We start from the raw sequence: 10,000 nt of genomic DNA on the forward strand, positions 1-10,000 counted from the left end.
ATGAAAAACATATCGGATCTTTGGAATCAAGCTTTGGGGCAGATCGAAAAAAAATTGAGCAAGCCCAGCTTTGAAACATGGATGAAATCGACAAAGGCTCATTCATTGCAGGGCGATACGCTGATCATCACCGCACCGAACGAGTTCGCCAGAGACTGGCTTGAATCAAGATACCTGCACCTGATCGCCGATACGATCTACGATCTGACAGGAGAAGAATTGAGCATTAAATTTGTCATTCCTCAGAATCAAAATGAAGAAGATTTTATGCCTAAGTCTCCAATCAAAAAAATGTCGAAAGAAGAACCGGCTGATTTTCCGCAAAACATGCTGAATCCCAAATATACATTCGATACGTTCGTTATCGGTTCAGGAAACCGATTCGCCCATGCGGCGTCTTTGGCAGTGGCCGAAGCCCCGGCGAAAGCTTACAATCCGCTGTTTATTTATGGGGGAGTCGGACTTGGAAAGACTCACTTAATGCATGCGATCGGGCACTATGTCATCGATCACAATCCATCTGCAAAAGTGGTTTATTTGTCATCTGAGAAATTTACAAATGAATTCATTAACTCGATCCGAGACAATAAAGCTGTCGATTTTCGCAATCGCTATCGAAATGTTGACGTTCTTTTGATAGATGATATTCAATTTTTAGCCGGAAAAGAACAAACGCAAGAGGAATTTTTCCATACGTTTAATACGCTGCATGAAGAAACAAAGCAGATCGTCATTTCCAGCGACCGGCCTCCAAAAGAGATCCCAACGCTTGAAGACCGTTTGCGCTCCCGTTTTGAATGGGGATTGATCACAGACATCACGCCTCCTGATCTGGAAACAAGAATTGCGATTTTAAGAAAGAAAGCAAAAGCAGAAGGACTTGATATCCCGAATGAAGTCATGCTTTATATTGCCAATCAGATCGACAGCAATATCAGGGAGCTGGAAGGGGCATTAATCAGGGTTGTCGCATATTCTTCCCTGATCAATAAAGACATCAACGCCGATCTGGCTGCCGAAGCTTTGAAAGATATCATTCCGTCTTCAAAGCCGAAAGTCATTACGATCAAAGACATCCAAAGAATCGTCGGCCAGCAGTTCAATATCAAGCTGGAAGATTTCAAAGCGAAGAAACGGACAAAATCGGTAGCTTTTCCGAGGCAGATCGCTATGTATCTATCAAGAGAAATGACAGATTCTTCTCTTCCGAAGATCGGCGAAGAGTTTGGCGGACGCGACCACACGACTGTCATCCATGCCCATGAGAAAATATCAAAACTGCTGAGCGATGATGAACAGCTCCAGCAGCAGATTAAAGAAATTAAAGAGCAGCTGAGATAAGTGGTGAGCGGGAAAGTGTGAATAACTTGAACATAGTCTTACACAGTCTGTCCACATGTGGATAGGCTGTATTTCCGTTCGTTTTTTACACTTATCCACAAATCCACAGCCCCTACTAGTACTTCTGCTATTTTTATAAAACATAATAATTAATAGATTCCCGCAAGGAGGATGATTATGAAGTTTACAATTCAAAAAGACCGCCTAGTCGAAGGTGTCCAAGATGTGTTAAAAGCTGTTTCTTCAAGAACGACGATACCGATCTTAACCGGTATTAAAATTGTGGCCTCTGATGAAGGTGTCTCTCTGACAGGAAGCGATTCCGATATTTCGATCGAATCGTTTATCCCGAAAGAAGACGGCGATTTAGAGGTCGTGACAATTGAACAGCCCGGCAGCATTGTGCTTCAAGCCCGTTTTTTCAGTGAAATTGTCAAAAAGCTGCCGATGTCAACGGTGGAAATCGAGGTTCAAAATCAATACTTAACGATTATCCGCTCCGGCAAAGCAGAGTTTAACTTAAACGGTTTAGATGCGAGCGAATATCCGCTTTTGCCGCAAATTGAAGAGCATCACGCTTTTCAAATTCCGACCGATCTGCTAAAAAACCTGATCCGCCAAACCGTTTTCGCAGTGTCCACCTCAGAAACACGCCCAATCTTGACAGGTGTAAACTGGAATGTCGCGAGCGGTGAATTAATATGCACTGCGACGGATAGTCACCGTCTAGCGCTAAGAAAAGCTAAGCTCGACATTCACGAAGACAGTTCTTACAATGTCGTCATCCCAGGAAAAAGCTTAACCGAGCTGAGCAAGATCCTTGATGACCACCAGGAGCTTGTCGATATTGTAATTACCGAAACACAAGTGTTGTTTAAAACAAAAAACGTGCTGTTTTTCTCCAGACTGCTTGACGGAAACTACCCGGATACAAACCGCCTGATTCCTCAGGAAAGCAAAACGAACCTGATCGTCAATACAAAGGAATTTCTTCAGGCGATTGACAGGGCTTCACTTTTGGCGAGAGAAGGACGAAACAACGTGGTGAAACTTTCCGCAGCCGCCAATGAGTCGATCGAAATTTCTTCAAACTCTCCGGAAATCGGAAAGGTTGTCGAAACGGTGAATGCCGAGCAGATTGAAGGGGAAGACTTAAAGATATCCTTTAGTCCGAAATATATGCTGGATGCCCTTAAAGTTCTTGAAGGAGAGGACATTCACGTGAGTTTCACGGGCGCTATGAGGCCTTTTCTGATCCGTACGCCGAATGACGATTCGATCGTCCAATTAATTCTTCCTGTCCGGACGTATTAATTTGTTGGAATAGAAAGTTGCCGGCTGGTCCGGCAGCTTCTCTTATTTTTTCGGGAGAAAAGCGCTCTCGCCCTGCCTTGGTTGTTCATACCGCAAGTTTCCCCTTTCCTTCTTTCCCTGTTTTTTAGTACAATTAGATATTAGTGATATTGAAAGAGGTCGATATAATGACAAAGACGGTGGCTATTGATACAGAGATGATTACCCTCGGCCAGTTTTTGAAATTGGCGGATGTCATTCAGTCCGGAGGAATGGCAAAATGGTTTTTATCGGAATATGAAGTACTCGTCAATGACGAGCCGGATAACCGCCGCGGACGAAAACTGTATGTCGGAGATGTGGTGACGATTGAAGGATTCGGTTCATTTCAAGTCGTCGGCTAAAAGCAGGTGGTATTGATTGTATATCCAAAATCTAACATTATCGTCTTACCGTAATTATGAACGCCTTGACCTTCAATTTGAGAACAAAGTGAACGTGATTATCGGAGAGAACGCTCAAGGAAAAACGAATTTGATGGAAGCGATCTATGTGCTTGCGATGGCCAAATCCCATCGGACGTCAAATGATAAAGAACTCATACGATGGGATGAAGACTATGCTAAAATAGAAGGCAGGGTCATTAAAAAAAACGGTTCTGTTCCCATTCAGCTCGTGATTTCCAAAAAAGGAAAAAAAGGTAAAGTTAATCATATTGAACAGCAGAAGCTGAGCCAGTATGTCGGGGCTGTCAACACGATTATGTTCGCGCCGGAGGATTTAAATCTTGTAAAAGGAAGTCCTCAGGTCAGAAGAAGGTTTCTCGATATGGAAATCGGCCAAGTATCACCTGTCTATCTTCATGACCTTTCTCTTTACCAAAAAATCCTTTCACAACGGAATCATTTCCTGAAACAGCTTCAAACGAGAAAGCAAACCGATCAAACGATGCTTGACGTGCTGACGGAACAGCTTACGGAATTCGCAGCAAAGGTTGTGATGAAACGGCTTCAGTTTGTCGATCAGCTTGAAAAATGGGCTCAGCCCATTCATTCCGGAATTTCAAGAGGTCTGGAAGAGCTGACGCTAAAGTATCATACGTCTCTTCACGTATCAGATTCGCCCGATTTGTCGAAAATGATCAATAGTTATCAAGAAACGTTTTCTAAATTAAGAGATAAAGAAATAGAACGGGGGGTATCTCTGTCAGGTCCCCACAGGGATGATGTTCTCTTCTACGTCAATGGCCGTGATGTGCAGACTTACGGATCGCAGGGTCAGCAGCGAACGACTGCATTGTCGCTTAAATTGGCTGAAATCGATTTGATTCAGGAAGAGATAGGAGAATACCCGATTTTGCTTTTGGATGATGTTTTATCAGAGCTGGACGACTATCGGCAGTCTCACTTGCTCCACACCATTCAAGGCCGTGTTCAAACTTTCGTAACAACGACAAGCGTTGATGGAATTGATCATAAAACCTTAAACGAAGCGGAAATCTTTCGAGTTGAAAATGGCACGCTATCGGACTGAGAAAATGGGGTGAGGGATTGTATATCCACTTAGGTGACGATTTTGTCGTCTCAACGCGTGAAATTGTGGCTATTTTTGATTACAAGGCAAAGACATCGCCGATTGTTGAAGAGTTTTTAAACAAGCAAAAACAGCTGATTGTCTCTTCTAACAGCACGCCGAAGTCAATTGTTGTCACATTACAATCGATTTATTTTTCTCCTTTAGCCTCAGGCACGTTGAAAAAACGGGCGCAATCCAAGCCGGAAATCGATTCATAAAAGAATCTTAACTATAAATTTATTATGTTTGAAGAAAAGTGTAGGTGAATGTGCGTGGCAATGGAACAGCAAAATAATTACGATGAAAATCAGATACAGGTTCTAGAGGGATTGGAAGCCGTGCGGAAAAGACCCGGAATGTACATCGGGTCGACAAGCGGCAAAGGTCTGCACCATTTAGTATGGGAAATTGTCGATAACAGCATCGATGAAGCATTGGCCGGTTACTGCACTGAAATCAATGTCGAAATTGAAAAAGACAACAGCATCACTGTAAAAGACAACGGACGGGGGATTCCTGTCGGTATTCATGAGAAGATGGGCCGTCCCGCTGTGGAAGTCATCATGACTGTCCTGCACGCCGGAGGAAAGTTTGACGGAAGCGGATATAAAGTTTCAGGCGGTCTGCACGGCGTCGGTGCTTCTGTTGTTAACGCCCTTTCAACCGAGCTCGATGTAACGGTTTACAGAGATGGAAAAGTCCATTATCAGGAATTTGAACGGGGCGTTCCGAAAGCTGATTTGAAAGTCATCGGAGAGACGGAAGTGACGGGAACGACCACTCACTTCAAGCCTGATCCGGAAATATTCACGGAAACGACTGAATACGACTATGATACGCTCGCCACTCGTGTCCGGGAGCTCGCTTTCTTGACAAAAGGCGTCAAAATCACGATTGAAGACAAGCGAGATGGAAAAGAACGCAAGAATGAATACTGCTATGAAGGCGGTATTAAAAGCTATGTTGAACACTTGAACCGTTCGCGGGAAGTTGTTCATGAAGAGCCGGTCTACATTGAAGGATCCAAAGACGGCATTACCGTCGAGGTGGCGCTCCAATACAACGACAGCTATACGAGCAACATTTATTCGTTTGCCAACAACATTCATACGTATGAAGGCGGAACGCATGAAGCCGGCTTTAAGACAGGTTTGACACGGGTTATCAATGATTACGCGAGAAGGAACGGCGTATTCAAAGAAAGCGATCCAAACTTAAGCGGGGAAGATGTCCGGGAAGGGTTGACAGCGATCATTTCAATCAAGCACCCGGATCCTCAATTTGAAGGACAGACGAAAACAAAGCTTGGCAACTCAGAAGCGCGTACGATAACAGATGCGCTATTTTCAGAAGCGCTCGAAAAGTTTCTGCTTGAAAACCCGGATTCAGCGAAAAAAATCGTTGAAAAAGGGGTTATGGCTGCCAGAGCACGAATGGCGGCAAAGAAAGCGCGCGAATTGACGCGCAGAAAAAGCGCCCTTGAAGTGTCAAATCTGCCAGGGAAACTGGCTGACTGTTCTTCTAAAGATCCGACGATTTCCGAACTTTACATCGTTGAGGGTGACTCTGCGGGCGGATCGGCAAAACAGGGCCGCGATCGTCATTTCCAAGCCATTTTGCCTTTGAGAGGGAAAATCTTGAACGTCGAAAAAGCACGCCTGGACAAAATTTTGTCCAACAATGAGGTTCGTTCTATGATCACCGCACTCGGCACCGGAATCGGGGAAGATTTCAACCTTGAAAAAGCCCGCTACCACAAAGTCGTGATTATGACGGATGCCGACGTCGACGGTGCCCACATCAGAACGTTGCTGCTGACCTTTTTCTACCGCTACATGAGGCAGATCATCGAACAAGGATATGTCTACATCGCTCAGCCGCCGCTTTACAAAATACAGCAGGGGAAACGCGTTGAGTATGCGTACAATGACCAGCAGCTCGAAGAAATTTTAAAAGAGCTTCCGCAAAATCCGAAGCCAGGCCTGCAACGCTATAAAGGTTTGGGTGAGATGAATGCAACACAGCTTTGGGAAACGACGATGGATCCTGAAACGCGGACATTGCTTCAAGTAACGCTCAAAGATGCGATCGATGCGGATGAAACCTTTGAAATGCTGATGGGCGACAAGGTTGAGCCGCGCCGCAACTTTATCGAAGAGAATGCCCGATATGTGAAGAATTTGGATATTTAATGATTGTAAGACCTTATTTTCGCTTAATTGAAATAAGGTCTTTTCTAGAATGAGCCTTTGGCGCTCTATCATTTGATGTGTATAAAATCAAGATTATTGATATAATGGAGAATAGCCTAATTCGTTGAAGAGTATAAATACAAATCTACTCCCACACAACTCATGTAGATTCTCCAGGGAGGTTTTTTAATGAGTGAACAACATAAGCCCCAAGTTCAGGAAGTCAATATCAGTCAGGAAATGCGCACATCTTTTTTAGATTACGCAATGAGTGTTATTGTTTCCCGCGCTCTTCCGGACGTAAGAGACGGTCTGAAGCCGGTGCACAGAAGAATATTGTATGCGATGAACGACCTTGGGATGACAAGTGATAAGCCGTATAAAAAATCCGCGCGTATTGTCGGCGAAGTTATCGGTAAGTACCACCCGCATGGTGATTCTGCTGTTTACGAAGCTATGGTCAGAATGGCGCAGGATTTTAACTATCGGTACATGCTCGTTCAAGGCCACGGAAACTTCGGTTCTGTCGACGGCGACTCGGCTGCGGCCATGCGTTACACAGAAGCGAGAATGTCTAAAATATCAATGGAAATTCTGCGCGACATCAATAAAGACACAATCGATTACCAGGACAACTATGACGGATCGGAAAAAGAGCCTGTTGTCATGCCCGCGAGATTTCCGAACCTGCTTGTCAACGGAGCGGCCGGTATTGCTGTAGGTATGGCCACGAACATTCCGCCGCATCAGCTTGGTGAAGTCATTGACGGAGTCTTGGCGGTCAGCAAGAACCCTGATATTACGCTGCCGGAATTGATGGAAATCATTCCTGGACCTGATTTCCCTACAGCAGGGCTGATTTTGGGAAGAAGCGGCATCCGGAAAGCCTATGAAACAGGCCGGGGATCCATTACGCTTCGAGCCAAAGCTCAAATCGAAGAAACATCTTCCGGCAAACCGGTAATCATTATTACGGAAATACCGTACCAGGTGAATAAAGCTAGGCTGATCGAAAAAATCGCGGATCTAGTGCGCGACAAGAAAATCGACGGCATTACGGATCTCCGCGATGAATCAGACCGAAACGGAATGCGCATCGTCATTGAACTGAGAAGGGACGCAAACGCTAATGTACTGTTAAATAACTTGTACAAGCAGACCGCTCTTCAAACATCATTCGGCATTAATCTTTTGGCGCTTGTTGACGGACAGCCGAAAGTATTGAGCCTGAAGCAGTGTCTGGAGCATTATCTTGACCATCAAAAAGTCGTGATCAGAAGGCGCACGGCATTCGAGCTTCGCAAAGCGGAAGCGCGGGCCCATATTCTTGAGGGCTTGAGAGTGGCGCTTGATCATCTTGATGAAGTTATTTCCCTAATTAGAAATTCGCAAACGGCTGAAATCGCAAAAAACGGATTGATTGAGAAGTTTTCTTTGACCGAAAAACAGGCCCAAGCGATTTTGGACATGCGTCTTCAGCGTTTAACAGGACTGGAACGCGAAAAAATCGAAGAGGAATATCAAGGTCTTGTTGAGTTGATTGCTGAGCTAAAAGCCATCTTAGCAGACGAAGAAAAGGTTCTTGAAATCATTCGGGAAGAGCTTACGGAAGTTAAAGAGCGCTTTAATGATGAGCGCCGTACAGAAATCGTGACATCAGGCCTTGAGACGATTGAGGACGAGGATCTCATCACGCGCGAGAATATCGTTGTGACTTTAACCCATAACGGATATATCAAACGTCTGCCTTCTTCCACTTACCGCAGCCAAAAACGGGGCGGGAAAGGCATTCAGGGCATGGGGACAAATGAAGACGACTTCGTTGAACACCTGATTTCAACATCCACCCATGACACCATTCTCTTCTTCTCAAATAAAGGGAAAGTGTACCGTGCGAAAGGATATGAGATCCCTGAATACGGACGGACAGCAAAGGGAATTCCGATTATTAACCTGCTTGAAGTGGAAAAAGGAGAATGGATCAACGCGATTATCCCGGTAAGCGAATTTGATGACGAGTCTTATTTGTTCTTCACGACAAAACACGGAATATCAAAACGCACGCCGCTTTCCCAATTCGCGAATATCCGCAATAACGGATTGATCGCCTTAAGCCTCCGCGATGAGGATGAATTGATGGCCGTCCGCTTGACGGACGGAAATAAACAAATGATTATCGGCACGAAGAACGGTCTGCTGATCCGTTTCCCTGAAACAGATGTAAGGCAAATGGGAAGAACAGCAGCCGGCGTTAAAGGCATCACTCTGACAGATGATGATGTTGTCGTCGGCATGGAGATTTTGGAAGAGGATTATCATGTGCTAATCGTAACTGAAAAAGGCTACGGAAAACTGACGCCGGCTTCAGAATACAGGGTTCAAAGCCGTGGAGGAAAAGGGCTGAAAACCTGCAAAATCACAGAAAATAACGGCTCTCTTGTGACAGTGAAAGCAACAACAGGAGAAGAAGATTTAATGATCATCACAGCGAGCGGCGTGATCATTCGGATGGACATTAAAGATATTTCCACAACCGGCCGCGTCACTCAGGGCGTGCGTCTTATCCGCTTAGGTGAACAAGAGCATGTCGCGACTGTCGCTTTAGTTGAAAAAGATGAAGAGAACGATACAGAAGAACAGGAACAGGAAGCAGATGAATCATAAAAACATGCAGCCAAATGGCTGCATGTTTTTCTATTCAATTTTTCAAATATGATCTTTTCATCAGAAAGATGATATGCTATAATTTCTTTTGGTCGCTTATAAAAGCAACAACAAAAACTTTTTCGAAAAAAAGTATTGACCGCTTGTCTCATAAATGTTATATTTAAGTGGTCGCTTTGAGAGCGGAAACGAAGTTCTTTGAAAACTAAACAAGACAAACGTACCTGTTAATTCATTAAATAAATCGCACATGCGAATGTGCGTAGTCATTATCAAACTTCATGGAGAGTTTGATCCTGGCTCAGGACGAACGCTGGCGGCGTGCCTAATACATGCAAGTCGAGCGGACAGATGGGAGCTTGCTCCCTGATGTCAGCGGCGGACGGGTGAGTAACACGTGGGTAACCTGCCTGTAAGACTGGGATAACTCCGGGAAACCGGGGCTAATACCGGATGCTTGATTGAACCGCATGGTTCAATTATAAAAGGTGGCTTTTAGCTACCACTTACAGATGGACCCGCGGCGCATTAGCTAGTTGGTGAGGTAACGGCTCACCAAGGCAACGATGCGTAGCCGACCTGAGAGGGTGATCGGCCACACTGGGACTGAGACACGGCCCAGACTCCTACGGGAGGCAGCAGTAGGGAATCTTCCGCAATGGACGAAAGTCTGACGGAGCAACGCCGCGTGAGTGATGAAGGTTTTCGGATCGTAAAACTCTGTTGTTAGGGAAGAACAAGTACCGTTCGAATAGGGCGGTACCTTGACGGTACCTAACCAGAAAGCCACGGCTAACTACGTGCCAGCAGCCGCGGTAATACGTAGGTGGCAAGCGTTGTCCGGAATTATTGGGCGTAAAGCGCGCGCAGGCGGTTTCTTAAGTCTGATGTGAAAGCCCCCGGCTCAACCGGGGAGGGTCATTGGAAACTGGGGA

Annotated in this window: 7 protein-coding genes and 1 rRNA gene (1 of these 8 cut by a window edge); all 8 read left to right on the forward strand. The window is 45.2% G+C overall.

Annotation, left to right across the window (positions count from 1 at the left end):
* On the forward strand, positions 1-1,341 hold the full coding sequence (gene dnaA, locus MHH76_RS00005; RefSeq protein WP_009330034.1) for a chromosomal replication initiator protein DnaA: 1,341 nt from the start codon (positions 1-3) through the stop codon (positions 1,339-1,341).
* A gap of 177 nt (positions 1,342-1,518) precedes the next feature.
* Positions 1,519-2,655 (forward strand): DNA polymerase III subunit beta, encoded by a 1,137-nt coding sequence (gene dnaN, locus MHH76_RS00010; protein ID WP_020449764.1) that lies wholly within the window; start codon positions 1,519-1,521, stop codon positions 2,653-2,655.
* A gap of 167 nt (positions 2,656-2,822) precedes the next feature.
* On the forward strand, positions 2,823-3,038 hold the full coding sequence (gene yaaA / locus MHH76_RS00015; protein ID WP_003178084.1) for a S4 domain-containing protein YaaA: 216 nt from the start codon (positions 2,823-2,825) through the stop codon (positions 3,036-3,038).
* Positions 3,039-3,054: 16 nt separating this feature from the next.
* Positions 3,055-4,167 carry a DNA replication/repair protein RecF gene (recF, locus tag MHH76_RS00020; RefSeq protein ID WP_003178089.1) on the forward strand — a complete coding sequence of 371 codons (1,113 nt, stop codon included), beginning with the start codon at positions 3,055-3,057 and terminating at the stop codon, positions 4,165-4,167.
* A 17-nt stretch (positions 4,168-4,184) separates the two neighbouring features.
* The gene (locus tag MHH76_RS00025) at positions 4,185-4,427 is read left to right on the forward strand and encodes an extracellular matrix/biofilm biosynthesis regulator RemA family protein (RefSeq protein ID WP_020449765.1); all 243 of its coding nucleotides are present in this window, start codon (positions 4,185-4,187) and stop codon (positions 4,425-4,427) included.
* 60 nt (positions 4,428-4,487) lie between these two features.
* Positions 4,488-6,401, forward strand: a complete 1,914-nt coding sequence (gyrB, locus tag MHH76_RS00030) for a DNA topoisomerase (ATP-hydrolyzing) subunit B (protein WP_020449766.1) — start codon at positions 4,488-4,490, stop codon at positions 6,399-6,401.
* Between the two features lie 189 nt (positions 6,402-6,590).
* Positions 6,591-9,065, forward strand: coding sequence for a DNA gyrase subunit A (gene gyrA, locus MHH76_RS00035; RefSeq protein ID WP_043054015.1), 2,475 nt, complete (start codon positions 6,591-6,593; stop codon positions 9,063-9,065).
* Between the two features lie 278 nt (positions 9,066-9,343).
* Positions 9,344-10,000 (forward strand): 16S ribosomal RNA (locus MHH76_RS00040) (it continues 893 nt past the right edge of the window).

The sequence above is a fragment of the Bacillus sp. FSL L8-0193 genome, from assembly GCF_037976065.1.
GTDB classification, from domain to species: Bacteria; Bacillota; Bacilli; order Bacillales; family Bacillaceae; genus Bacillus; species Bacillus paralicheniformis.

Bases quoted from the DNA above. Each gene is read 5' to 3' on its own strand.
- dnaA (WP_009330034.1), top strand. From the start codon at position 1: ATGAAAAACATATCGGATCTTTGGAATCAAGCTTTGGGGCAGATCGAA.
- dnaN (WP_020449764.1), top strand. From the start codon at position 1,519: ATGAAGTTTACAATTCAAAAAGACCGCCTAGTCGAAGGTGTCCAAGAT.
- gyrA (WP_043054015.1), top strand. From the start codon at position 6,591: ATGAGTGAACAACATAAGCCCCAAGTTCAGGAAGTCAATATCAGTCAG.
- yaaA (WP_003178084.1), top strand. From the start codon at position 2,823: ATGACAAAGACGGTGGCTATTGATACAGAGATGATTACCCTCGGCCAG.
- gyrB (WP_020449766.1), top strand. From the start codon at position 4,488: ATGGAACAGCAAAATAATTACGATGAAAATCAGATACAGGTTCTAGAG.